Origin of the sequence: Mycobacterium sp. GA-1199 (assembly GCF_001500045.1) — a bacterium.
Taxonomy (GTDB): domain Bacteria; phylum Actinomycetota; class Actinomycetes; order Mycobacteriales; family Mycobacteriaceae; genus Mycobacterium.
On sequence record NZ_LQIX01000001.1, the window covers coordinates 285,954 to 309,850 of the forward strand.

The following is a 23,897-nucleotide window of genomic DNA, read 5'->3' on the forward strand; positions in this document are numbered from 1 at the left end:
AGGAAATTCCATGTCGCCCACGCGTCCTCACGCACCGCAGGTCGCCCCCGCCTACACCGGACGGCTGGCGATGGCGCCGGTGCCGTCGCTGCGGTTGCCCGACGATGCGATGGACCCCGACGCCGCGTACCGGTTCATCCACGACGAACTGATGCTCGACGGCAGTTCCCGGCTGAACCTGGCCACGTTCGTCACGACGTGGATGGACCCGCAGGCCGAACGGCTGATGGCCGAGACGTTCGACAAGAACATGATCGACAAGGACGAATATCCAGCGACCGCCGCGATCGAGCAGCGCTGCGTGTGCATGGTGGCCGATCTGTTCCACGCCGAAGACCTGCGCGACGACGACCCGTCCAGCGCGATCGGTGTCTCGACGATCGGTTCCAGCGAGGCCGTGATGCTGGCCGGGCTCGCCATGAAGTGGCGGTGGCGAGAACGCGTCGGCGACAAATGGAAGGGCCGCACACCGAACCTGGTGATGGGCGCCAACGTTCAGGTGGTCTGGGAGAAGTTCTGCCGCTACTTCGACGTCGAGGCGCGATACCTGCCGATGGCGGAGGACCGCTACGTCATCACCTCCGAGCAGGTGCTCGACAACATCGACGAGAACACCATCGGCGTGGTGGCGATCCTGGGCACCACCTACACCGGGGAACTGGAACCCATCGGTGAGATCTGTGCCGCGCTCGACAAACTCGCGGACGGCGGTGGCCTCGACATCCCGGTCCACGTCGATGCGGCCAGTGGTGGCTTCGTGGTGCCGTTCCTGCATCCGGACCTGGAATGGGATTTCCGGCTCCCGCGCGTGGTGTCCATCAACGTCAGCGGGCACAAGTACGGCCTGACCTACCCCGGAATCGGCTTCGTGGTCTGGCGCAGCGCGGAGTACCTGCCCGAGGGCCTGGTCTTTCACGTCAACTATCTCGGCGGCGACATGCCGACCTTCACATTGAACTTCTCCCGACCCGGAAACCAGGTCGTCGGGCAGTACTACAACTTCCTCCGGCTCGGCCGCGGGGGCTATGTACAAGTGATGCAGTCTCTCTCGCAGACCGCGCGGTGGCTGGGTGACCAATTGCGTGAAAGCGAACACTTCGAGGTCGTCGCCGACGGATCGGCGATCCCGGTGGTGAGTTTCAAGCTCGCCGGCGATTTCGGTTATACGGAGTTCGACATCTCGCAGGGGCTGCGCGCGTTCGGCTGGCAGGTGCCCGCCTACACCATGCCGGAGGGCGCCACCGACGTCACGATGTTGCGCATCGTGGTGCGGGAGGGATTCTCCGCGGACCTGGCGCGGGCGCTGCACGACGACATGGTCACCGTGCTCTCTCACCTCGATGAGCTCAAACCCCGAGGCCACTTCAACCAGTTGCAGCCCTTCGCGCACTAGCGTCGGGCCGCTGCTCGCCCGTCTGGGACAATCGGCCGTGGTGAAACGACGATGCACACGACCGAGCTGACGACGCCGACCGCGACCGCGGCCCCCCAGGCGGTGGTCGACGTCGACGCGATCGCCCACAACGTGCGGCTGCTGCGCGACCTCGCGGGCACCGCGCAGGTGATGGCCGTCGTCAAAGCCGACGGATACGGTCACGGCGCCACCCAGGTCAGCCGGGTCGCGCTCGCCGCGGGAGCCACCGAACTCGGGGTGGCGACCGTCGCCGAGGCGTTGGCGCTGCGCGGTGACGGCATCACCGCTCCGCTGCTGGCCTGGCTGCACCCGCCGGGCACCGATTTCGCGCCGGCCGTGGCCGCCGACGTCCAGATCGCGGTGTCGTCGGTGCGCCAGCTCGATGAATTGCTCGACGGCGTCGCACGGGCCGGGCGCGGCGCCTTGGTCACCGTGAAGGTCGACACCGGGCTCAGCCGCAACGGCGTCGGTCGTGCCGACTACCCGGCGATGGTCGCCGCGCTCAAGCGGGCGCAGGCCGACGAAGCGATCAGCGTACGCGGGCTGATGTCGCACCTCGTGCACGGCGACCAACCCGACGATCCGCTCAACGACGTACAGGCGCAGCGACTCAGCGAGATGCGGACCTATGCGGCCGAACAGGGCGTGCAGTTCGAGATCACGCACCTGAGCAACAGCCCGGCCGCGATGACGCGGCCAGACCTGGCCTTCGACCTCGTGCGCGCCGGTATCGCGGTGTACGGTCAGACCCCGATACCCGAGCGCGGGAACATGGGCTTGCGTCCGGCGATGACCCTGAAATGCCCTGTGGCACTGGTGCGGTCGATACGGGCGGGCGACGGAGTGTCCTACGGGCACACCTGGGTCGCCGATCGCGACACCACCGTGGCGCTGTTGCCGGTCGGTTACGCCGACGGGGTGTTCCGTCCGTTGAGCAACCGCTTCGATGTACTGATCAACGGCCGACGGTGCCGCAACGTCGGCCGGATCTGCATGGACCAGTTCGTCGTGGACCTCGGACCGGCGAGCGGAGTCACAGAGGGTGACGAGGCGATCCTGTTCGGACCGGGCACGCACGGCGAGCCGACGACTCAGGAGTGGGCCGACCTGCTGGGCACCATCAACTACGAGATCGTGACCAGTCCGCGTGGCCGCTTTGTGCGGACCTATACCGCAACAACGGACCAGACGCTCTGATGGACAACGAGATTCCGATCCCGCGCCGCCGCCGCAACTCGAACGGGCGCTGGCTCGCGGGCGCGGCAGGCCTGACCGCGGTCGGTAGTGCAGCGGGAATGTCGGCCGCACGCTCGCTGCGGCGTCGACTCGACACCGTGGATCACTACAAGGACGAGGATTTCGAACTACTCGACGCCGACCGCAGTTCCGTCGTCACCACGCCCGACGGCGTCTCGCTGGCGGTCCGCGAGGTCGGCCCGCAGGACGCGCCGCTGACCGTGGTGTTCGCGCACGGATTCTGTCTACGCATGGGCGCCTTCTACTTTCAGCGCGTCAGGCTGACCGAGCAGTGGGGACCCCAGGTCCGGATGGTGTTCTACGATCAGCGCGGCCACGGCCAGTCCGACGAAGCGCCTCCCGAGACCTATACCGTCACCCAACTCGGACAGGATCTGGAAGCCGTGTTGACGGTGGTGGTCCCGCGCGGTCCCGTGGTGCTGGTCGGGCACTCGATGGGCGGGATGACCGTGCTGTCACACGCGCGACAGTTCCCGCAGCACTATCCGAAGCGGATCGTCGGTGCCGCGATCATCGCCTCTGCGGCCGAAGGGGTTTCGCGATCACCGGTGGGGGAGATCTTGAAGAACCCCGCACTGGAGGCGGTCCGCTTCGCGGTGCGGTACGCACCCAAGATGGTGCACCGCACCCGCGGCGCGGCGAAGTCGGTGATCGCGCCGATCCTGCGCGCGGGCTCCTACGGCGACGAAAAGATCAGTCCGAGTGTCGTGGCGTTCTCCGAGAGGATGATGCACGGCACACCGATCGCGACGCTCGTCGAGTTCCTGCACGCGCTCGAGGTGCACAACGAGATCGACGGGCTGACCACGCTGGCCAAGGTGCCGACCCTGATCGCGTGCGGTGACCGCGACCTGCTGACCCCGATGGAGTACTCGCAAGCCATGGCCGCGGTTCTCCCGAAGGCGCAGCTGGTGATCGTCGGTGGCGCAGGACATCTCGTCCAACTCGAACAACCCGAGGCGATCAACGAAGCGCTGGTCCGACTCGTCGAACGTGCGACACCGTCCAAGCTCGTCGCGTTGACGAGGCGGGTGCGCGAGAAGGTCCGCAACAATGGGTGAACGCCGCTCGGGCACGGCCGAACTGCCGACCGCAGAGGACACCGTCGCGCTCGGCGCCGAACTCGGTGGACAACTGCACGCCGGTGACGTCGTCGTGCTGTCCGGACCGCTCGGCGCGGGAAAGACCGTGCTCGCCAAGGGTATTGCGCAAGCGATGGATGTCCAGGGCCCGGTGATCTCGCCGACCTTCGTACTGGCGCGGGTACACCGGGCCCGCCGATCGGATGCGCCGGCCATGATCCACGTCGACATGTATCGCCTCCTCGACCACCCGTCGGTCGACCTGCTCGCGGAACTCGACTCGCTGGACCTGGACACCGATCTCGACGACGCCGTCGTGGTCGTCGAATGGGGTGAGGGGCTGGCCGAACGGCTCTCCGACAGCCACCTCGACGTGCGGCTCGAGCGTGCCCGCGACACCGAGGTGCGCACCGCGGTGTGGGAGTGGAGCACGGCGTGAACGTACTGGCCATCGACACCGCGACGCCCGCGGTGACGGCGGGCGTGGTTCGCCTTCACGGACTGCAGGTGCTCGCCGAGCGGGTGACGGTCGACGCGCGGGCGCACGCCGAACAGCTCACCCCGAACGCGGTGCAGGCGCTGGCCGGCGCGGGAATCGGCGTCGACGAGCTGGCCGCGGTGGTGGTCGGCTGTGGCCCGGGACCGTTCACCGGCCTGCGCGTCGGAATGGCCACCGCCGCGGCCTATGGGCATGCGCTGGGCATCCCGGTCCACGGCGTCTGCAGCCTCGATGCCATCGGGGTGGACACCGTCGGCGATGTGCTCGTGGTGACGGATGCGCGTCGTCGTGAGGTCTACTGGGCGCGTTACCGCGACGGGGTGCGCACCGATGGACCCGCCGTCTGCGCAGCCGCGGACGTGCCCGCAGGTGCCACAGCGGTCGCCGGCTCGCCCGAGCACGCGGCGCTGTTCGACCTGCCGCGCCAGGCTCCGATGTATCCGACCGCTTCGGGACTGGTGCGCGCGGTGGCGGACTGGGACGCCGAGCCGGCGCCGCTCGTCCCGCTGTACCTGCGCCGGCCCGACGCCAAACCCTCGGTGGCCAGGCGATGAGCATCCAGTACGGGCCGCTCAAGCCGTCCGACGCGGCCAGGTGCGCCGAGCTGGAGGCTCAGCTGTTCGACGGCGACGATCCGTGGCCCGAGCGCGCCTTCCTCGCCGAACTCGCCGCCAAGCACATCCGCTACGTCGCCGCACGCGATCACGACAAGCTCGTCGGCTACGCGGGCATCGCCCGGCTGGGCCGAAAGAAGCCCTACGAGTACGAGATCCACACCATCGGGGTCGACCCCGCCTATCAGGGCCAGGGGATCGGCAAGCGCATGCTGGCCGAGTTGCTCGACCACGCCTCGGGTGGCTGCGTGTTCCTCGAGGTTCGCACCGACAACGAAGCGGCGATCAAGATGTACGAAAGCTTCGGTTTCACGAATGTGGGGCTGCGCAAACGGTATTACCGGGCCAGCGGCGCCGACGCCTATACGATGCGGCGAGACCCGACATGACGATCATCCTGGCCATCGAGAGCTCCTGCGACGAAACCGGCGTCGGCATCGCTGAATTGGGTCCCGACGGATCGGTGCGACTGCTCGCCGACGAGGTCGCGTCCAGCGTCGATGAACACGCCCGGTTCGGTGGGGTGGTTCCCGAGATCGCGTCCCGGGCGCACCTGGAGGCGTTGGGTCCGACGATGCGCCGCGCCCTGCAGGCGGCCGGGGTGGCCAAACCCGATGTCGTCGCCGCGACGATCGGGCCGGGCCTGGCGGGCGCGCTGCTGGTGGGAGTGGCCGCGGCCAAGGCCTATTCGGCGGCGTGGCAGGTGCCGTTCTACGCCGTCAACCACTTGGGTGGGCATCTGGCCGCCGATGTCTACGACCACGGCCCGCTGCCGGAGAGCATCGGTCTGTTGGTCTCGGGCGGGCACACCAACCTGCTGTACGTGCGGTCGCTGGGCGAGCCGATCGTCGAACTCGGCAGCACCGTCGACGACGCCGCAGGAGAGGCCTACGACAAGGTGGCACGCCTGCTGGGCCTGGGCTATCCCGGCGGCAGGGTGCTCGACGAGTTGGCCTGCGAGGGCGACAGGGACGCGATCGTGTTCCCGAGGGGTATGACCGGCCCGCGCGACGATCCGTACGCGTTCAGCTTCTCGGGGCTCAAGACGGCGGTCGCCCGGTACGTCGAAAGCCACCCGGAGGCGTCGACGGCGGATGTGGCGGCCGGGTTCCAGGAGGCGGTTGCCGACGTGCTGACGCTAAAGGCGGTGCGGGCCGCCAAGGCCCTCGACGTCTCGACGCTGCTGATCGCCGGCGGCGTGGCGGCGAACTCGCGGCTGCGCGAGCTGGCCGAGGAGCGGTGCGCCGCCAACGGGCTGACGCTGCGGGTGCCGCGACCACGCCTGTGCACCGACAACGGCGCCATGATCGCCTCGTTCGCGGCGCACCTGATTGCGGCGGGGGCGCGGCCGTCCCCGCTGGATGCCGTAAGCGATCCGGGTCTGCCCGTCGTACAGGCACAAGTGGCTTGATCTTGTCGATACCCGGCCTTGAGTGCTAGCACTCTCGTGTATAGAGTGCTAGGTGGCACGCGGCCAATCCCTGCGCCGGCACCCGCGACGACGGTGCGTGGGCACGGACGCATGCCGAACACCTGGTAACTGAGAGATCCGGGAACCCGGATCGACACCCGAACTAGTGGAGGGCTCCATCGTGGCGAGCGTGAACATCAAGCCACTCGAGGACAAGATCCTCGTTCAGGCCAACGAGGCCGAGACCACGACCGCATCCGGTCTGGTCATCCCCGACACCGCCAAGGAAAAGCCGCAGGAAGGCACCGTCGTCGCTGTCGGCCCGGGCCGCTGGGATGACGAGGGCGAAAAGCGCATCCCGCTGGACGTCTCCGAGGGCGACACCGTCATCTACAGCAAGTACGGCGGCACCGAGATCAAGTACAACGGCGAGGAGTACCTGATCCTCTCGGCACGCGACGTGCTGGCCGTCGTCAACAAGTAAGCACCCGTGTTCCGCCCCGGGAATCCCCGTCCACACGGGTGATTTCCGGGGCGGCATGCGTATATAGCGAATTGCGACTCAAAGAAAGACACTTATGAGTAAGCAGATTGAGTTCAACGAAACCGCGCGCCGCGCAATGGAAGCCGGCGTGGACAAGCTGGCCGACGCGGTGCGGGTGACCCTTGGGCCGCGCGGCAAGAACGTCGTGCTGGCCAAGTCATGGGGCGGACCGACCATCACCAACGACGGTGTGACGATCGCCCGCGAGATCGACCTGGAAGACCCGTTCGAGAACCTCGGTGCGCAGCTGCTCAAGTCGGTCGCCACCAAGACCAACGACGTCACCGGCGACGGCACCACCACCGCGACCGTGCTGGCGCAGGCATTGGTCAAGGGCGGGCTGCGCAACGTCGCGGCCGGCGCCAACCCGATCGCGCTCGGCGCGGGCATCGCCAAGGCCGCCGACGCGGTGTCGGAGGCCTTGCTGGCCGCGGCGACGCCGGTGTCGGAGAAGAACGCCATCGCCCAGGTTGCGACGGTCTCGTCTCGCGACGAGAAGGTCGGCGAGCTGGTCGGTGAGGCCATGACGAAGGTCGGCGCCGACGGCGTCGTCTCCGTCGAGGAGTCCTCGACGCTGGAGACCTACTTGGAGATGACCGACGGCGTCGGCTTCGACAAGGGCTACCTCTCGGCGTATTTCGTCACCGACTTCGACGCCCAGGAGGCGGTGCTCGAGGACGCGCTGGTGCTGCTGCACCGGGAGAAGATCAGCTCGCTGCCCGACCTGCTTCCGCTCCTGGAGAAGGTTGCCGAGGCCGGTAAGCCGCTGCTGATCGTCGCCGAAGATGTTGAGGGCGAAGCACTCTCGACGCTGGTGGTCAACGCCATCCGTAAGACGCTGAAGGCCGTGGCGGTCAAGGCTCCGTTCTTCGGCGACCGCCGCAAGGCGTTCCTCGACGACCTCGCCGTCGTCACCGGCGGCCAGGTCGTCAATCCGGATGTCGGGCTGGTGCTGCGCGAGGTGGGCCTCGAGGTGCTGGGCACCGCCCGGCGCGTCGTGGTGGACAAGGACAGCACCACCATCGTTGAAGGTGGCGGCACCAAGGAGGCGATCGAGGCGCGAAAGGCGCAGCTGCGGTCCGAGATCGAGGTCTCCGATTCCGAATGGGATCGCGAGAAGCTCGAGGAGCGGCTGGCCAAGCTGGCCGGCGGCGTCGCCGTCATCCAGGTGGGCGCCGCGACCGAGACCGATCTGAAGAAGCGCAAGGAGGCAGTCGAGGACGCCGTCGCGGCGGCCAAGGCCGCCGTAGAAGAGGGCGTCATCGCCGGTGGGGGTGCGGCTCTGCTCCAGACCCGCGGCGCACTGGAGAAGCTGCGCGACAGCCTTTCCGGCGACGAGCGTCTCGGTGTCGAGTTGTTCGCCGCCGCGGTCGGTTCCCCGCTGTACTGGATCGCCACCAACGCCGGGCTCGACGGCGCGGTCGTGGTGAACAAGGTGGCCGAGTTGCCTGCCGGACAAGGCTTCAACGCGGCGACGCTCTCCTACGGTGATCTGGCGGCCGACGGTGTCGTCGACCCGGTCAAGGTCACGCGGTTGGCGGTGCTGAACGCGGCCTCGGTGGCCCGCATGGTGCTGACGACCGAGACCGCCGTCGTCGACAAGCCCGAGGAGCCGGAGGACGACGGTCATGGCCACGGGCACGGCCATCACCACCATCACTGAGTGAATTGAACGAAGCACCCCCGGTCACATGGCCGGGGGTGTTTCGTTCTGACATGGACCGTATCTGGCAGTGGGCGTGGGACGGGTATGGAGCGAGGTACTCGTGGATGATCTGGGGATTGACGTTCGCCGCGATGCTGGTGGTCTACATCCTGTGGTCACAGCTTCTCGTCGCTTTCGAGAACTCGAATCGCTACCTCGCGGCGGCGGTGGTCACAGGAATCGCCGTTCTGGTGAATGCGTCGGTGTCGATACTTCCCGCCAGCCGGATGTTTCGTCGAGCGCATCAGTGGGCGGCTGGTCGCGAGGTCGACCGGATGCAGGCGCTGACAGACACCTACGCCTGGGCTCGTGCTGCTAGGGCCCGAGCGATCTGGTTCCTGCCTGTTTGGACCGCACTCTTCACGGTGTCCGTCGGCGCGGTGGCGGAAGCGAGGGGATGGCGGCTGGCCCAGTACGGAGTCTTGGGTGCCGCATTGGGCATCGCCATGGCGCTGCTCGGTATGCACACCTCTGTGCAAGGAGCTATGCGGCCGGTTCGAGCCGCACTTGCCGCCGATACCGTAGTCGGTGACGAGCTGCCCCGCTCACATCCGACCTTCGCGGCGTGGCTCAACGTCGCGATGCTGGGCTCTCTGTTCGCTTCCACAGTCATAGGTGCGATGCTGGGCATCGTGTGGGATGCTGCCGCAAAGTTCCCGGCGCTTCTCGTCTTAATCGGTTGTGTGGCAATCGGTCTCTACTGGCCGATCACCGTCAGCGGCATCGTTCTACCGTCTTTGCGACCGATTCGCGACCTCGCCAGCGGCACCGAGCGGGTCGCCGCCGGGGACTACAGTCAGCGCCTTCCCGTGGTCCAGGATGACGACTTGGGAGCGCTTGCGGCGTCGTTCAATCGCATGCAGACGGGACTGGCTGAGCGGCGACGACTCCAGGCGGCCTTCGGCACCTACGTCGATCCTGCCCTAGCGAGTCGGCTACTTGAACAGGGCGACGACATATTTTCCGGTGAGCGCCGCGAGGTGACGGTGATGTTTATCGACATTCGCGACTTCACACCGTTCGCAGAAACCAACCCCGCCGAGGACGTCGTCGCGCGTCTCAATGCGTTGTTCGAGATCGTCGTGCCTGCCGTCGTCGACGCCGGCGGGCATGTCAACAAGTTCCTCGGCGACGGCGCGCTGGCCGTGTTCGGGGCACCCAACGAATTGACCCGTCACGGCGACGCTGCCTTGACCGCCGCGTTGCTAATTCACCGCCTCGTCGCGGATCGGTTCGGCGGGGAGCTTCGAATCGGGATCGGGATCAACACGGGTGTGGTTATCGCCGGAACCATCGGTGGCGGAAGCAAGCTGGAGTTCACGCTCATCGGTGACACCGTCAACGTCGCTGCCCGCATCGAGCAACTCACCAAGACCACCGGTGACGCGATCCTGCTGACTCAGCAGACTGTCGACGCGCTGGAATCTCTACCACTCGGACTGACCGACCGGAGATCGCAGGCGGTGAAGGGTAAGGCCGCCGCTGTAAAGGTGTTCGGGCTCGACCCAGCGGTGAGAGCGCCTGACGGGTGAGTTCGACCCGAGTACGGCGGCGCGTCTGTCAGTGCCGATCCGGCCATTTCCTTAAACTTTTCGTTCACCGGCGAAAGGATCAACCGTGGGCAACACCGCTATCCGGCGGTCCCCCCGCCTGGGACTGCTGGTGGCCATCGCGGCGGCCAGTGTCGGCGTCATCTACGGCTACGACCTCTCCAACATTGCCGGTGCGCTTCTGTTCATCACCGACGAGTTCGGGTTGACCACCCGGCAGCAGGAATTGGTGACCACAGCGATAGTCATCGGCCAGATCGCCGGGGCGGTCGGCGGCGGGATGCTCGCCAACGCCATTGGGCGCAAGAAGTCGATGGTGCTCGTCGCCGTCGCGTACGCGGCCTTCGCGCTCCTGAGCGCGTTGTCGGTGTCGGTGCCCATGCTGCTGGTGTCGCGCTTTCTGCTGGGCCTCACCATCGGTGTGTCGGTGGTGGTCGTGCCGGTGTTCGTCGCCGAATCAGCACCGGCGAAGTCCCGCGGTTCGCTGTTGGTCGCCTATCAGGTGGCCACGGTCGTCGGCATCATCATCGGCTACCTGGCCGCTTACTTCCTGGCCGGCTCGGGGAGTTGGCGGTGGATGCTGGGCCTGGCAGCGATACCGGCGGTGCTCGTCACATTGCTGCTGCTGTGGATGCCGGACACCGCGCGGTGGTACATGCTCAAGGGTCGGGTCGACGAAGCCCGCCAAACGCTGCGCCGGGTCGAGGCGAGCGCCGACGTCGAGGCCGAACTCGCCGAAATCAGCCGCGCGCTCAAGGAGGAAACCGGGGGCGCCGTGCGCGAGATGCTCCGGCGGCCCTACCTTCGCGCCACGGTATTCGTGGTGGTGCTCGGCTTCTTCATTCAGATCACCGGCATCAACGCGATCGTCTATTACAGCCCCCGACTGTTCGAGGCCATGGGCTTCAAGGGAAACTTCGCACTGCTGATACTTCCAGCGCTGATTCAGGTAGCGGCCCTGGCAGCGGTGTTCGTTTCACTGATGCTGGTCGACCGAGTAGGTCGACGACCGGTCCTGCTCGGCGGCATCGCGATGATGGTCGCCGCCAACGCGGTGCTGATCGGCGTCTTCGTGGTCGGAACGGAGTTCGGTGGTGCGCTCACCACGATCGGGTTCGTCGGCGTGCTGCTGTTCACGATCGGGTTCACCTTCGGCTTCGGCGCGTTGGTCTGGGTTTACGCCGGTGAGAGCTTTCCCACCCGGCTGCGGTCGATGGGCTCGAGTGCGATGCTCACCTCCGATCTGGTGGCCAATGCCATCATCGCTGCCTTCTTCCTGACGATGCTCAATTCGCTGGGCGGTGGCGGGACATTTGCGCTGTTCGGTGCCTTCGCGCTGGCCGCGCTTGTATTCGTCTACCGATTCGCGCCGGAAACGAAGGGCCGCCAGCTCGAGGAGATCCGGCACTTCTGGGAAAACGGCGGGCGCTGGCCTGATGAAGCCGACGGCGCGTCCGAGGATCTCAACGCGTTGAAACAATGACGGCGGACAAGCCGCGCGGGCTGCACAGGTTCATGGAGATGCGGTGACGCTCATCGCCGCGGGAACCATTGTCCTGGAGGACCGGGTCTGCAAGCCGGGTTGGTTGGCTACCTCCCGGGGCCGAATTATCGACTGCGCGCCCGGCCCGCCACCGCGACCGCCCGACCATGACTTCGCGGATCACGTAGTGGTGCCCGGTTTCGTCGATATGCACGTGCACGGAGGCGGCGGTGCGTCCTACGCCGACGGCATCGGCTCACAGATCGAACAGACAGCCGAGTTCCACCTGCGCCACGGCACCACCACGACAGTGGCCAGCCTGGTCACCGCATCACCCGAGGACGTCTTGCGCCAAGTGCGCGTGCTCACCAGCATGACTCGGCATAAAACCATCGCCGGCGTGCACCTGGAAGGCCCCTGGCTGAGTGCGGTGCGCTGCGGTGCACACGACGCAACACTGATGCGGAACCCGGACCCCGCCGAGATCGACGCTCTGCTCACTGCCGCGGACGGCACCATCCGGATGGTCACGCTGGCGCCCGAACTGCCGGGCAGTCAGGACGCCATCACCCGCCTTGCGGACGCGGATGTGGTCGTCGCCATCGGCCATACAGATGCGAGCTACGACGACGCGCAGCGTGCGATCGAATCGGGCGCGACCGTCGGTACCCATGTGTTCAACGCGATGCGGCCATTACATCATCGCGACCCGGGTCCGGCGTTGGCGCTGCTGGAAGACCCGCGGATCACAGTGGAGCTCATTGCCGACGGCGTGCACCTCCATCCCGCGCTCGTGCGGCAGGTCATCGAGACGGTCGGGCCCGATCGCGTCGCGCTGGTCACCGACGCGATGGCGGCCGCCGGACTGCCGGACGGCTCATTTCGAATGGGGGCCGTCGAGGTGGAGGTCACTGAAGGCGTCGCGCGCGTGCGCGGGACGTCGACGATAGCCGGCAGTACGACGACCATGGACAAACTTTTCCGGACAGCGGTCGGCCAACTCGGTGGGTCGGATGAGGCGCTGGTGAAGGCGGCGCGGATGACGGCTACCACCCCGGCCCGCGCGTTGAAGCTCGACCGCGTCGGCAGCCTACGCGTCGGTATGGATGCCAATTGTGTTGTGCTAGAAGAGGATCTACGTGTTCAGCAGGTGATGCGTAACGGTTCGTGGCTACTTCACCGTTAGCAGTCCAGGTGCTCTCCGCGCTCGGTTCGCGCTGTACTGGATCGCCACCCACGCCAGCCCGATGTCGCGGTGAATGAGATCGCGGAATCACCTGCGGGACAACGCTTCAACGCCGCGACGCTCGCCTTCGGTGATTTGGCGGCAAGGGTGCGCGCTGGGCCGTCAGAACTCCGCGTGCATCGCGATCCTGGGGTCTACGCTTCGAACACCTGAAACGAGGTGGTGAGGACGTATGCCGCATCTGTTCCGAGCGGCCGCGGTGATCGCGGGCACGACCGCGATCGCGGCTGCGCCACCGGTAGCCGCTGACCCGATGAACTCGATCCCCGGCAACGGGTTCTTCCTCGTCGGCCGCGACATCGCGCCGGGGGTCTACAACACGGCCGGCTCCGCGTCGCCCTGGGGCGTGTGGATCAACGATGTACCGACGCAGGACTCGATGTGCGTCTGGTTCACCTACAGCACAGCGGATACCAACAAGGACAACGTCGTTGCGACGAACATGTCGATCGGTCCGATGAACGCCAACATCAATTCTTCGGTGGAGGCCTTCGAGTCGAGGAACTGCCAGCCCTGGACCCGGCTGACCTGACCCCGATTTTTGGCAAACCTCCGGGCCCGGTATAACCTGGTCGGCGTGAACATCGCGACGCGCGCCGGCTATTGGCGCTTTATCGAGGCTCCGGGCGGAGCCGATAAGGCGCAGCGCTAAGCGACGCATCCACCCGGAGCCCAGGCAGTGACCACCAGGTCGCTGCCTTTCGTCATTCAAGGGCCCGGGGCTTTCACCGGGCGCCGACAAAATCTGAGAAAGGCACCCGAACATGAACCTGGCGCAGACCGCCACCCCGCCCGCCACCTCGGACCGGCGGGTCCGCGGTTTCAGCGAGATCCCCAGCCCGCACGAGGTGCTCACCGAGTTCCCGCTGGGCGCCCGGCGTGCAGAGCGAGTGGTGCGTGACCGGGAGGAGATCGCCGACATCCTTGCGGGCCGCGACGATCGGCTGCTGGTGGTCGTGGGACCGTGCTCGGTGCACGACCCGTCGGCGGCGCTCGACTACGCCAGCCGCCTGGCCAAGGTGGCCGACGAACTCAGCGATCGCCTCAAGATCGTGATGCGGGTCTACTTCGAGAAGCCGCGCACCACGATCGGGTGGAAGGGCCTGATCAACGATCCGGGCATGGACGGCACCTTCGACGTCGCGCGCGGGCTGCGCATCGCGCGCCACCTGCTGCTCGACATCGTCGACATCGGCTTGCCGGTCGGATGCGAGTTCCTCGAACCGACGAGCCCGCAGTACATCGCCGACGCCGTCGCATGGGGTGCGATCGGCGCCAGGACCACCGAATCCCAGGTGCACCGTCAACTGGCATCCGGGTTGTCGATGCCCGTCGGCTTCAAGAACGGCACCGACGGCAACATCCAGGTCGCCGTCGACGGGGTCAAGGCCGCCGCCGCGCCGCATGTCTTCTTCGGCATGGACGATCTCGGCCGCGGCGCGTTGGTCAACACCGCGGGCAACGAGGACTGTCACGTCATCCTGCGTGGTGGCACCCACGGGCCGAACTGCGACGCCGAAGCCATCCAGACGACAGCAGCCAAGCTGACCGCGGCCGGACTGCCCGGGCGCGTCGTAATCGACTGCAGCCACGCCAATTCCGGGAAGGATCATGTCCGGCAGGCGCAGGTTGCCGCGGAGGTGGCGCAGCTGGTGCGCTACGGTTTACCGGTCAGCGGGGTGATGCTCGAGAGCTTCCTCGTCGCCGGTGCGCAGGCCCCCGAATCCCGTCCCCTGACCTACGGGCAGTCGGTGACCGACAAGTGCATGGACTGGCCGACAACCGATTCGGTGCTGCACACGCTCGCCGACCGCGGGTAGGTGCCCGCAGCCGTCACGAGGCGCGCCGGATGCCGCGTTTGAGCAAAAGCTCGCGCTCGGACTCGGACAGCCCGCCCCAGATGCCGTAGGGCTCGCCGACGGCGAGGGCGTGTGCGCGGCACTGTGCGACCACCGGGCACTTGCGGCACATTTCCTTGGCGCGCATCTCGCGTTGCGCGCGGGCGCGGCCGCGTTCACCGTCGGGGTGAAAGAACATGGAGGAATCGACGCCTCGACAGAGCCCGGCCATCTGCCAATCCCAAATGTCGGCGTTGGGTCCGGGCAGTTGCTGCGGTTGTGGCATTGGAAACCCCTCTCTGCACACCCATTTCGGAAACGAACGGATGAGTGAGTTCAAACCGATTCGAGCTCAGGTCGCCGATGACCACTCGTGGAGACAAAGTATGGGCGCTCACGAAATCTCGTCAATAGCTCGCACATGTGCTTATTGACATAACCGCAGGCCAAGAATTTACCTCACGTTCATCATTGCGACGCACAGGCAACGAGAACGGTGCTACTCGGGCCCAAGCGGTGAACCGATGGACGCATTCTTCCAGTTCGCGTCAAATAGTCGTTCGTGAGCAAATTCCGCCCGCTTACATGCAAGTAACATTGTGACCACCAACTGTTAACCAATACCTCGCCGCAATTGATACGGTCGCCACTCGATGTCCGCAGAGACCGCTCTGGCCAGAGCCGCATTCGGTGGCGACCCCGGCCGTTGGCCGTTGCCCGTCGCCGCCACCCCACACGAGTTGTGGTTGCGCGCCGTCGCCGCCGGCGGGCAGGGCCGCTATGCCAGCGCTCGCGTCGACCTGGCGTCACTGGTCCGGTGCGCCGGACCCGAGCGGTCGTTGGCCCACAGCACCGAGGCGTCGTTTCTGCGTCAGCTCGGGTGGCACGCCAAGGCGCGGCGATGGGACGGGTGGGCGCTGGCGTTGGCAGGATCGGATACCGAAGCGGCCGCGGATGCGTTGATCGGTCTGGCCGCCGACGCGTTGGGAGTCGGCCGGTTCGAGGCGTCGGCGCGGGCGCTGGGCCGTGCCGCCGACCTGATGGCTGATACGGCGTCGCCGAGGCTGCGGGTTCGGCTGGGTTGGGTGTCGGCCGAACTGGCGATGGCGCGCGGCTGGGGCGAGGCCGCGGTCGGGCACGCGAAACGCGCCGTCGACGATGCCGCGGCCTTCGGTTCGGTCCGCCACGGGGTGAAGTCGTCGGTTGTGCTCGCCGCCGCGTTGTGCAGCGCGGGCGACCTGACCGCCGCCCGATCGGTGGCCGACGCGGCGTTCGACGAAACGCGGCGCTTTGGAATGGTTCCGCTGCAATGGGCGTTGGCCTGCTTGCTGGCCGATATCGGCAGCGCCGCGCATCCGACCCTCGACATGGTGGCGATCCGCGGTGGTTGTGCCGATACAGTGCGTCGGCGGGGCGGTGTGTGGTCGGTGCGGTAACCGGGTCCACACGGAAGTGAAAGTTATTGTTTAGCTGACCGGCCTACCGGATCCGGTCCTGTTCGTAACGTTGGAGAGATCGCCCACGATGACATTTTCGGGAGAACGTCTCGATGCTGTCGTTGCTGAGGCTGTGGCAGGAAACCGGGACGCGCTCCGGGAGGTGCTGGAGACCATTCGTCCGATCGTTGTTCGGTACTGCCGGGCGAGGGTGGGGGCGACAGAGCGCAGTGGCCTCTCAGCCGACGACGTTGCGCAGGAGGTTTGCTTGGCCGCCATCACGGCGCTGCCGCGTTACAAGGATCAGGGACGACCGTTCCTGGCCTTCGTGTACGGCATTGCCGCCCACAAGGTTGCTGACGCGCATCGCGCAGCAGCCAGGAATCGATCCGACCCGACCGATGTCGTGCCGGAGCGGTTCTCGCTGGACGCCGGACCCGAGCAGATGGCACTCGACGCCGAGGCGTCGGCGCGGATGAAGAAGCTTTTGGAGGTGCTGCCCGAGAAGCAGCGCGAGATCCTGATCCTGCGCATCGTCGTCGGAATGAGCGCCGAGGAGACCGCAGAGGCCGTCGGCAGCACGCCCGGCGCCGTCCGCGTCGCGCAGCACCGCGCGCTGGCGCGACTGAAGTCCGAAATCGTGGCGACGGGGCGTGACTATGCCTGACTTCGGACGCTGGACATCCAACGGGGGAGACCCCTCGCTCAACGAGGTCAACCGCACCGACCGGTTCCTCGATGCGCTGGCCACCCAGCAGCCGGTGTACTCGACTGATCCCAGTGAGGCCGAACTTGCTCAGCTGCTGGCGGGCTGGCGCGACGAGGTCCGTGATGCACCTCTGACCGCAACGGTCACGCCGCGCGACGCGGTGCTGGCGCTCGACCGGGCCGCGGCATCGCGCCGCCGCACGCGCACGTCCCTGGCGGTCGTGGGGTCCGCCGCGGCCGCGGTGTTGTGCATCGGCGGCTTCGGTGCGGTGGTCGCCGGCTCCGGGCCGGGCGACTCGCTCTACGGCCTGCGCACCATGCTCTTCGGCGAGCAACAGGACACCCGCGACGACGCGGTCGTGCTGGCCGCGCAGACGCAGATGGCCGAGGTGCAGCAGCTGATCGATCAGGGTCAGTGGCAAGCGGCCCAGGACAAGCTCGAGACGCTGACGACGACCGTGGCGACCGTGAACGACACCGTGCGCAAAGAAGAGTTGGTCACGCAGTGGCAGGAGCTGACGGTCAAGGTCGAGTCCCAGGACGCGGCGGCGACCCTGCCCCCGAATGCGCCGCCGCCGACCTTCCCCGAGGTCGTCGTGCTCACCCCCAGTGACGGCGCGACCTCATCGGAGACCACTGCGCCGACGGACACCTCTGAGACGTCCGCGCCGACCACACCGTCGACGTCACCGACGCCTCCGTCCACGTCACCATCCGGGGCACCCTCGCCCTCGGACTCGCCGACACCATCACCGTCGACGACGGCTCTGCCGGGCACCCCGTTGCCGACAGTGAGCGCCACCCCGCAACCGACGAGGGTTCCGGACTCGCCGACTGCGCTGCCCACACCGACGGCGCAACCGACGCCGACAGCGCAGCCGACCGCGACGGCGGATGCGCCGCTACCGACTCCGAGCACTCGAGTTCAGCTTCCGACACCGTCGTCTCCACCGTCGGTGTTCGAGCAGCAGGAGGATGAGTTGCCGTCGGCCGCGCCGACGTCGCAGCAACCAACTGTGGAGGCACCGGCACCGAGGACGGCCGTCACGACGGTGACCGTGCCGGACGCAGTCGAGGATCCCAGCTAGTCAGCGGTAGCCGTCGGACTCCGACGTCGCCTCGTTGAGGGAGGCGTCGGCGTAGCCGCGGCAGTAATCCCACGTCACGTAGGCATCGGGTTCGGGATCATAGGCCGGCTCGTGCGGGCGCACCGTGCCATCGACCAGCAGTTGCAGCAGGTTGGCGCGCAGCATGTCCCAGTCGTGATAGTGATCCTGCTGGCATTCGTCACAGCACACGACCAGTCCGCGGATGCCCCTGTGCGCCAGAAGCGCCTCGTACACCGCCAGATCGGCGAGATCGGCCTCGACCGCCGTCCGCTCCTGCGGGTCCAGCGGCTGGCCTGGCTCGAGCGCGTCGAGGGCAGCCGAAGGGTCGCACGGGTCATCGGCGAACGGGTCCGGTGGCAAACCCGGGGGCAGGTGGTCACGCACGAGTCCACACTACGCAGCGGAGCGGGGATAACGCTAGCCGTCGCGCCCACGTCGTCGACCTATGAATAGTTATGTGCGTCATGGCACGTGAGACCGGGATGCCGGCCCACAGCCGATAGGATGGTTTCTCAGCTCGACGACAGTGTTCGGCTGCGTTTGTATCTGGAGGCCCCCGCCATGTCGATCGCCGAAAGCAGCATCCCCATCGCGGTGCCGGTGCCCACCGGCGGGGATGACCCGACGAAAGTCGCCATGCTCGGCCTGACCTTCGACGACGTGCTTCTGCTGCCCGCCGCCTCCGACGTGGTACCCGCGACCGCCGACACCTCGAGCCAGTTGACGAGGAAGATCCGCCTCAAGGTGCCGCTGGTGAGTTCCGCGATGGACACCGTCACCGAGTCGCGCATGGCGATCGCGATGGCCCGGGCCGGGGGCATGGGCGTGCTGCACCGCAACCTTCCGGTGGCCGAGCAGGCCGGTCAGGTCGAGACGGTCAAACGTTCCGAGGCGGGGATGGTCACCGACCCGGTCACCTGCTCGCCGGACAACACGCTGGCCGAGGTCGACGCGATGTGCGCGCGGTTCCGGATCTCCGGGTTGCCCGTCGTCGACGACACCGGCGAGCTGGTCGGCATCATCACCAACCGCGACATGCGCTTCGAGGTGGACCAGTCCAAGCCGGTCTCCGAGGTCATGACCAAGGCCCCGCTCATCACCGCCCGCGAGGGCGTTTCGGCGGAGGCGGCGCTAGGTCTGTTGCGCCGCAACAAGATCGAGAAGCTCCCCATCGTCGACGGACACGGCAAGCTCACCGGGTTGATCACCGTCAAGGACTTCGTCAAGACCGAACAGTTCCCGTTGTCGACCAAGGACAAGGACGGCAGGCTGCTCGTCGGGGCTGCCGTCGGTGTCGGCGACGACGCCTGGACGCGGGCGATGACGCTGGTGGACGCGGGTGTCGACGTGCTGGTGGTGGACACCGCGCACGCGCACAACCGCGGTGTGCTGGACATGGTGAGCCGGGTCAAGGCCGCCGTCGGCGACCGGGTCGAGGTGATCGGCGGCAACGTCGCCACACGTGCCGCGGCGGCCGCGCTGGTGCAGGCCGGTGCCGACGCGGTGAAGGTCGGAGTGGGGCCCGGTTCGATCTGCACCACCCGCGTGGTGGCCGGCGTCGGCGCGCCGCAGATCACCGCGATCATGGAAGCCGTCGCGGCCTGCGCACCGTCGGGTGTGCCGGTCATCGCCGACGGTGGACTGCAGTATTCCGGCGACATCGCCAAGGCCCTGGCCGCCGGCGCGTCGACGACGATGCTGGGTTCGCTGCTCGCGGGCACCGCCGAGTCGCCCGGCGAGTTGATCTTCGTCAACGGCAAGCAGTTCAAGAGCTATCGCGGTATGGGGTCGCTCGGCGCCATGCAGGGCCGCGGCGCTGCGGGGGCGTTGCGCGGGTCCTACTCCAAGGACCGCTACTTCCAGGACGACGTGCTCAGCGAGGACAAGCTCGTGCCCGAGGGGATCGAAGGCCGGGTGCCGTTCCGCGGTCCGCTGGCGACGGTGATCCACCAACTCACCGGCGGGCTGCGCGCGGCGATGGGGTACACCGGGTCGGCGACGATCGAGCAGTTGCAGCTGGCCCAGTTCGTTCAGATCACTGCGGCGGGTCTCAAGGAGAGCCACCCGCACGACATCACCATGACGGTCGAGGCGCCGAACTACTACACCCGCTGACGAGCGCTTGCGCGAGGACAGAACGTACTGACAGGAGAAACTGGCCATGCGAGACATGGTTGAGCTCGGCATGGGCAGAACCGCCCGCCGCACCTACGAACTCGACGACGTCAACATCGTGCCGTCGCGGCGCACCCGGTCGTCGCAGGACGTTTCGACGGCCTGGCAGCTGGACGCCTACCGGTTCGAGATCCCGGTGGTGGCCCACCCCACCGACGCGCTGGTGTCCCCGGAGTTCGCCATCGAGATGAGTCGGCTGGGCGGGCTCGGTGTGCTCAACGGCGAGGGGCTGATCGGTCGGCACGCGGATGTCGAAGCCAAGATCGCGCAGGTGATCGAGGCGGCCGAAAAAGAGCTGGAACCGTCGGCCGCGATCCGGCTTCTACAGCAGTTCCACGCCGCCCCGCTGGACCCGGATCTACTGGGCGCCTCCGTGGCCCGCATCCGCGAGGCCGGTGTGACGACGGCGGTGCGGGTCAGCCCGCAGAACGCCCGCGCATTGACGCCGACACTGCTCGCCGCGGGGATCGACCTGCTCGTCATCCTGGGCACGATCATCTCCGCCGAGCGGGTGGCCTCGGACGGTGAACCGCTGAACCTCAAGACCTTCATCTCCGAACTCGACGTGCCCGTGGTGGCGGGCGGCGTCCTCGACCACCGCACCGCGCTGCACCTGATGAGGACCGGTGCGGCCGGCGTCATCGTCGGCTACGGCTCGACCAGCGGTGTCACCACCAGCGACGAGGTTCTCGGGATCAGCGTTCCGATGGCCACCGCGATCGCCGACGCCGCCGCCGCACGCCGCGAGTACCTCGACGAGACCGGCGGGCGCTACGTCCACGTCCTGGCCGACGGCGACATGCACACCTCCGGTGATCTGGCCAAAGCCATCGCCTGCGGCGCCGATGCGGTGGTGCTCGGAACGCCGCTGGCCACGTCGGCCGAAGCGCTGGGCGAGGGCTGGTACTGGCCCGCCGCCGCCGCGCATCCGTCGCTGCCGCGGGGCGCGTTGCTGCAGGTCGCGATGGGTGAACGCCCGTCGCTGGAGCAGGTGCTGACCGGACCGTCGGACGATCCGTTCGGCTCGCTGAACCTGGTCGGTGGGCTGCGACGTTCGATGGCCAAGGCCGGGTACTGCGATCTCAAGGAATTCCAGAAGGTCGGCCTGACGGTAGGGAGCTGAGTTTTTGCGCCTACGCTGGACGAGGTGTTCTTCTTCCTCTTCAGTTACGGCACCAAGCAGAAGCACCTCGGTGCGGGAGAGGTCAGAACCTGCCCACGCTGTCACAACACCACGCAATGGTCGCGGGTCCGCGAGTTCAAGCAGTTCTCGCTGTTCTTCATCCCGGTGGCGCGCTGGAACCGTCGCCAATTCGAGGTCTGCGGCATCTGCGGTACCGCCGTCGCGATCTGATCGGCTAGGAAGTTACCCCTCGGTAACGCCATACTGGACGCATGAAACCTGACTACGACGTCCTGGTGATCGGTTCGGGGTTCGGCGGCAGCGTCACGGCGCTGCGGCTCACCGAAAAGGGCTACCGCGTCGGGGTGCTCGAAGCCGGCAGGCGCTTCGCCGACGAGGACTTCGCCAAGACCTCGTGGAATCTGCGCAAGTTCCTGTGGGCGCCGCAACTCGGCATGTACGGCATCCAGCGAATCCACCTGCTGCGCAACGTGATGATCTTGGCCGGTGCGGGCGTCGGGGGCGGATCGCTCAACTACGCCAACACGCTCTACGTACCGCCGGACCCGTTCTTCAACGACCCGCAGTGGAAGAACATCACCGACTGGCGCGCGGAGCTGATGCCGCACTACGACCAGGCGCAGCGCATGCTCGGCGTCGTCACCAACCCGACGTTCACCGACGCCGACCGCGTGGTCAAGGAGGTCGCCGAGGAGATGGGCGTCGGCGATACGTTCGTGCCGACGCCCGTCGGCGTCTTCTTCGGCCCCGACGGCACCAAAGCGCCCGGCGAAACCGTGCCCGATCCGTACTTCGGCGGTGCCGGGCCCGCGCGCAGGGGATGCATCGAGGTGGGCGAATGTATGACCGGCTGCCGGCACAACGCGAAGAACACGCTGGTCAAGAACTATCTGTACCTGGCCGAGAAGTTCGGGACAGAGATCCACCCGATGACCACGGTGACCGGTTTCGAGCAGCGTCCCGACGGGCTGTGGAATGTGCACACCGTCCGGACAGGTCGCTGGGTCCGCAAGCAGAAGCGCACCTTCACCGCATCGCACTTGGTGCTGGCGGCCGGCACCTGGGGCACGCAGCGGCTGCTGTTCAAGATGCGCGACAAGGGCAAGCTGCCCAACCTGTCCGACAAGCTCGGTGTGCTGACCCGCACCAACTCCGAATCCATCGTCGGCGCTGGACGTTTCGAGGTGTCCGACGACCTGAACCTGACGCACGGGGTGGCGATCACCTCGTCGTTCCACCCCACCTCGGACACCCACATCGAGCCCGTGCGCTACGGCAAGGGCTCCAACGCCATGGGCCTGTTGCAGACGCTGATGACCGACGGTGACGGACCCGAAGGCTCGGACACGCCGCGGTGGAAACAGCTGTTCATCAACGCGCGCAAGGATCCTCGCGGCACCATCCGGTTGCTCAACGTCCGGCGGTGGAGCGAACGCACGTTGATCGCTCTGGTCATGCAGCACCTCGACAATTCGATCACCACGTTCACCAAGCGAAACAAACTGGGGATCAGGCGCTATCTGAGCAAACAGGGCCACGGGGCGCCCAACCCCACGTGGATCCCGGTCGGCAATCGGGTCACCCGCCGAATCGCCGAGAAGATCGACGGCGTCGCGGGCGGCACCTGGGGCGAGTTGTTCAACATCCCGCTCACCGCGCACTTCCTCGGCGGCGCCGCCATCGGCGACGATCCGCAGCACGGTGTCATCGACCCGTATCACCGGGTGTACGGCTATCCGACGCTCTCGGTGCACGACGGTGCGTCGATCTCGGCGAATCTCGGTGTGAATCCGTCACTTTCGATCACCGCCCAGGCCGAACGCGCGGCGTCGCTGTGGCCGAACAAGGGTGAGCAGGACCTGCGACCGGAGCAGGGGCAGCCGTACCGTCGGTTGGAACCGGTTGCGCCGCAGAACCCCGTCGTTCCGGCCCATGCGCCGGCGGCGCTGCGCTGGTTGCCGATCCAACCGGTCACCTCGGCCGGTTGAGAATCGACCGATCCGGGTAACTAAAGCCGGTGCGGACCGCGTATCAGGAGCAATTGGCCGCGCTGAGTGCTCAGCTCGGCGACATGTGCGGGCTGGCGGTCAGCGCGCTCGAGCGCGCTACGCAGGCCCTGCTCGATGCGGATCTCTCGCTCGCGGAGCAGGTCATCGCCGACCATGAGCACATCATCGCGCTCAACCGGCGGGCCGAGGAGGCCGCGCTGCGGATTCTTGCGCTGCAACAGCCCGTCGCCAGTGACCTGCGCACCGTGGTCGGCTCCATTCACATCGCCGCGGACATCGACCGGATGGGTGCGCTGGCGGCCCACGTGGCCGGCATCTCGCGGTTGCGCCACCCCGATTGCGCGCTGCCGTCCGACGTACGCGCGAGCTTCGCCGAAATGGGTTCGCGCGCGGTGCAGCTGGCGAAGACGGCGCAGGAGGTGCTGCTGTCGCGGGACCCGGACAAGGCCGCTCGGCTGCGCGACGAGGACGACGCCGTCGACGCCGAGCACCGGCACCTGTTCACGCTGCTGATCGACCACAAGTGGCAGGACGGGGTGTGTTCGGCCGTCGACGTCGCGCTGCTCGGCCGCTACTACGAACGGTTCGCCGACCACGCCGTCGAGATCGGCAAGCGCGTGGTGTTCGAGGCGACCGGCGGGCTGCCAGGTCACAAACAGATGGCATGAAGCGC

24 protein-coding genes are annotated in these 23,897 nt (G+C 67.2%); 22 read left to right on the forward strand and 2 right to left on the reverse strand.

The features are described from left to right. Positions 1 to 10: 10 nt before the first annotated feature. From gad to AU198_RS01460, 14 genes are all read left to right on the forward strand, one after another. Entirely contained in the window at positions 11 to 1,393 is a 1,383-nt protein-coding gene (gad, locus tag AU198_RS01395) for a glutamate decarboxylase (protein WP_064345668.1), read from the forward strand. Positions 1,394 to 1,423: 30 nt separating this feature from the next. Next, positions 1,424 to 2,611, forward strand: a complete 1,188-nt coding sequence (gene alr, locus AU198_RS01400; protein ID WP_502689257.1) for an alanine racemase — start codon at positions 1,424 to 1,426, stop codon at positions 2,609 to 2,611. Continuing rightward, positions 2,611 to 3,732, forward strand: coding sequence for an alpha/beta fold hydrolase (locus tag AU198_RS01405; protein ID WP_156431444.1), 1,122 nt, complete (start codon positions 2,611 to 2,613; stop codon positions 3,730 to 3,732). The genes alr and AU198_RS01405 overlap by 1 nt, the downstream gene beginning before the upstream one ends. Further along, positions 3,725 to 4,192: a tRNA (adenosine(37)-N6)-threonylcarbamoyltransferase complex ATPase subunit type 1 TsaE gene (tsaE, locus tag AU198_RS01410; RefSeq protein ID WP_064345670.1), complete on the forward strand. Its 468-nt coding sequence runs from the start codon at positions 3,725 to 3,727 to the stop codon at positions 4,190 to 4,192. The genes AU198_RS01405 and tsaE overlap by 8 nt, the downstream gene beginning before the upstream one ends. Next, positions 4,171 to 4,806 (forward strand): tRNA (adenosine(37)-N6)-threonylcarbamoyltransferase complex dimerization subunit type 1 TsaB, encoded by a 636-nt coding sequence (gene tsaB / locus AU198_RS01415; RefSeq protein WP_197415985.1) that lies wholly within the window; start codon positions 4,171 to 4,173, stop codon positions 4,804 to 4,806. Before tsaE ends, tsaB begins: the two co-directional genes overlap by 22 nt. Continuing rightward, complete coding sequence (rimI, locus tag AU198_RS01420; protein ID WP_064345671.1) at positions 4,803 to 5,255, forward strand: ribosomal protein S18-alanine N-acetyltransferase; 453 nt, start codon at positions 4,803 to 4,805, stop codon at positions 5,253 to 5,255. The genes tsaB and rimI overlap by 4 nt, the downstream gene beginning before the upstream one ends. After that, positions 5,252 to 6,277: a tRNA (adenosine(37)-N6)-threonylcarbamoyltransferase complex transferase subunit TsaD gene (tsaD, locus tag AU198_RS01425; RefSeq protein WP_064345672.1), complete on the forward strand. Its 1,026-nt coding sequence runs from the start codon at positions 5,252 to 5,254 to the stop codon at positions 6,275 to 6,277. The genes rimI and tsaD overlap by 4 nt, the downstream gene beginning before the upstream one ends. Positions 6,278 to 6,458: 181 nt before the next feature. Continuing rightward, positions 6,459 to 6,761 carry a co-chaperone GroES gene (gene groES, locus AU198_RS01430; RefSeq protein WP_041310041.1) on the forward strand — a complete coding sequence of 101 codons (303 nt, stop codon included), beginning with the start codon at positions 6,459 to 6,461 and terminating at the stop codon, positions 6,759 to 6,761. 94 nt (positions 6,762 to 6,855) lie between these two features. Then, complete coding sequence (groL, locus tag AU198_RS01435; RefSeq protein ID WP_064345673.1) at positions 6,856 to 8,484, forward strand: chaperonin GroEL; 1,629 nt, start codon at positions 6,856 to 6,858, stop codon at positions 8,482 to 8,484. A 53-nt stretch (positions 8,485 to 8,537) separates the two neighbouring features. After that, the gene (locus AU198_RS01440) at positions 8,538 to 10,058 is read left to right on the forward strand and encodes an adenylate/guanylate cyclase domain-containing protein (protein WP_064345674.1); all 1,521 of its coding nucleotides are present in this window, start codon (positions 8,538 to 8,540) and stop codon (positions 10,056 to 10,058) included. Positions 10,059 to 10,158: 100 nt separating this feature from the next. Then, entirely contained in the window at positions 10,159 to 11,559 is a 1,401-nt protein-coding gene (locus tag AU198_RS01445) for a sugar porter family MFS transporter (protein WP_064345999.1), read from the forward strand. A 43-nt stretch (positions 11,560 to 11,602) separates the two neighbouring features. After that, positions 11,603 to 12,745, forward strand: a complete 1,143-nt coding sequence (gene nagA / locus AU198_RS01450) for an N-acetylglucosamine-6-phosphate deacetylase (protein WP_064345675.1) — start codon at positions 11,603 to 11,605, stop codon at positions 12,743 to 12,745. Between the two features lie 232 nt (positions 12,746 to 12,977). Continuing rightward, a complete protein-coding gene (locus AU198_RS01455; RefSeq protein ID WP_064345676.1) occupies positions 12,978 to 13,337 on the forward strand; it encodes an Rv1352/Rv1906c domain-containing protein in 360 nt (119 codons plus the stop codon). 232 nt (positions 13,338 to 13,569) lie between these two features. Further along, complete coding sequence (locus AU198_RS01460) at positions 13,570 to 14,625, forward strand: 3-deoxy-7-phosphoheptulonate synthase (RefSeq protein ID WP_064345677.1); 1,056 nt, start codon at positions 13,570 to 13,572, stop codon at positions 14,623 to 14,625. 13 nt (positions 14,626 to 14,638) lie between these two features. Here AU198_RS01460 and AU198_RS01465 read toward each other — a convergent pair whose 3' ends face one another. Then, the gene (locus AU198_RS01465; protein ID WP_064345678.1) at positions 14,639 to 14,929 is read right to left on the reverse strand and encodes a WhiB family transcriptional regulator; all 291 of its coding nucleotides are present in this window, start codon (positions 14,927 to 14,929) and stop codon (positions 14,639 to 14,641) included. A 367-nt stretch (positions 14,930 to 15,296) separates the two neighbouring features. Here AU198_RS01465 and AU198_RS01470 point away from each other — a divergent pair, with 367 nt between their 5' ends. From AU198_RS01470 to AU198_RS01480, 3 genes are all read left to right on the forward strand, one after another. Next, complete coding sequence (locus AU198_RS01470) at positions 15,297 to 16,079, forward strand: hypothetical protein (RefSeq protein ID WP_064345679.1); 783 nt, start codon at positions 15,297 to 15,299, stop codon at positions 16,077 to 16,079. A gap of 88 nt (positions 16,080 to 16,167) precedes the next feature. Next, complete coding sequence (locus AU198_RS01475) at positions 16,168 to 16,746, forward strand: sigma-70 family RNA polymerase sigma factor (protein ID WP_064345680.1); 579 nt, start codon at positions 16,168 to 16,170, stop codon at positions 16,744 to 16,746. Next, positions 16,739 to 17,875, forward strand: coding sequence for an anti-sigma-D factor RsdA (locus AU198_RS01480; protein ID WP_064345681.1), 1,137 nt, complete (start codon positions 16,739 to 16,741; stop codon positions 17,873 to 17,875). Before AU198_RS01475 ends, AU198_RS01480 begins: the two co-directional genes overlap by 8 nt. Here the strand turns inward: AU198_RS01480 and AU198_RS01485 are convergent, their stop codons facing one another. After that, positions 17,876 to 18,280: a DUF5319 domain-containing protein gene (locus tag AU198_RS01485; RefSeq protein ID WP_064345682.1), complete on the reverse strand. Its 405-nt coding sequence runs from the start codon at positions 18,278 to 18,280 to the stop codon at positions 17,876 to 17,878. Between the two features lie 177 nt (positions 18,281 to 18,457). Between AU198_RS01485 and guaB the strand changes: the two genes are divergently transcribed. From guaB to phoU, 5 genes are read left to right on the forward strand one after another with little or no spacing between them, the layout of a single operon-like run. After that, positions 18,458 to 20,011: an IMP dehydrogenase gene (guaB, locus tag AU198_RS01490; RefSeq protein ID WP_064346000.1), complete on the forward strand. Its 1,554-nt coding sequence runs from the start codon at positions 18,458 to 18,460 to the stop codon at positions 20,009 to 20,011. Between the two features lie 55 nt (positions 20,012 to 20,066). Next, positions 20,067 to 21,194, forward strand: coding sequence for a GuaB3 family IMP dehydrogenase-related protein (locus tag AU198_RS01495; protein WP_197416007.1), 1,128 nt, complete (start codon positions 20,067 to 20,069; stop codon positions 21,192 to 21,194). Between the two features lie 24 nt (positions 21,195 to 21,218). Then, positions 21,219 to 21,425, forward strand: a complete 207-nt coding sequence (locus AU198_RS01500) for a zinc-ribbon domain-containing protein (protein ID WP_064345684.1) — start codon at positions 21,219 to 21,221, stop codon at positions 21,423 to 21,425. Positions 21,426 to 21,466: 41 nt separating this feature from the next. Beyond that, positions 21,467 to 23,203, forward strand: coding sequence for a GMC oxidoreductase (locus AU198_RS01505; RefSeq protein ID WP_064345685.1), 1,737 nt, complete (start codon positions 21,467 to 21,469; stop codon positions 23,201 to 23,203). Positions 23,204 to 23,232: 29 nt separating this feature from the next. Then, a complete protein-coding gene (phoU, locus tag AU198_RS01510; RefSeq protein WP_064345686.1) occupies positions 23,233 to 23,892 on the forward strand; it encodes a phosphate signaling complex protein PhoU in 660 nt (219 codons plus the stop codon). Positions 23,893 to 23,897: the final 5 nt, after the last annotated feature.